At 63.4% G+C, this 787-nt stretch carries 1 protein-coding gene; it reads right to left on the bottom strand.

From position 1 onward, the window contains the following. Positions 1-23 precede the first annotated feature (23 nt). The coding region (locus tag HX846_RS30490; RefSeq protein ID WP_178966811.1) for a FecR family protein at positions 24-787 on the bottom strand (764 nt) is incomplete at its 5' end.

The following is a 787-nucleotide window of genomic DNA, read 5'->3' as shown; positions in this document are numbered from 1 at the left end:
AAATAACGGATATGCACACCGATCTAACTCAACAAAACAACACCGCCAGGCAACTCCGTACACTTGGCCCCATACGCATCGCGAATCAAAAGCGCCACCCCCGCCAACTGATGCAGACTAAACCGCGCCTGCACCCGCCGCTTGCCCAACTGCGCATTCATCAGCAGCAACATCCCCGGCCGATAGCGATTGATCTCATCCACCACCGTCGCCAGCGTCGCATTGTCAAACACCAGCACCTGCTCCCGCCAAGCCACCACAGCCTGCACGTCCACCGCCACCGGCTCACCCACACCGCTGGCGTCATAAGTCAGCTGCCGCCCACCCTCAAGCCGAACCGTACGCCCCCCAACACCCACCAACAGCGCCCCATCAATACACGTCACACACACACTGTGATCCGTATTGCGCACATTGAACCGCGCCCGAGCCGCACTCAACCACCCTCCACCCGCCTGAACCTGAAGCGGCATCGCAGCATCGGCCAGCACCTCGACCTCCCCCTCCAACAACTCAATCCCACCCTCACGCCGGCTGATCCGCGTCTGCGTATTGAGCTCCAGCCGAACCCCATCACCCAACTCCACCCGCCGCTGCTCCCCGACCTCGGTGCGGTAATCCGCCGTCAACCCGGCAAACCCACCCGGCACCGTCACCCGCACCATCAACACCGCCGCCGACGCCGCAATCGCCCCGCCCAAAAACGCCCGCCGCCCAAAATGCCGCGGCCGGGAAAACTGCTCGGCGGCGGGAGCCAATTGCTGCCACAACACCTTGGCCTGCTCGA

The sequence above is a fragment of the Pseudomonas sp. K5002 genome, from assembly GCF_013386655.1.
Classification (GTDB): Bacteria; Pseudomonadota; Gammaproteobacteria; order Pseudomonadales; family Pseudomonadaceae; genus Aquipseudomonas.
Note: the sequence above shows the minus strand (reverse complement) of the source record. Positions and strands in the feature narration are given on the sequence as shown.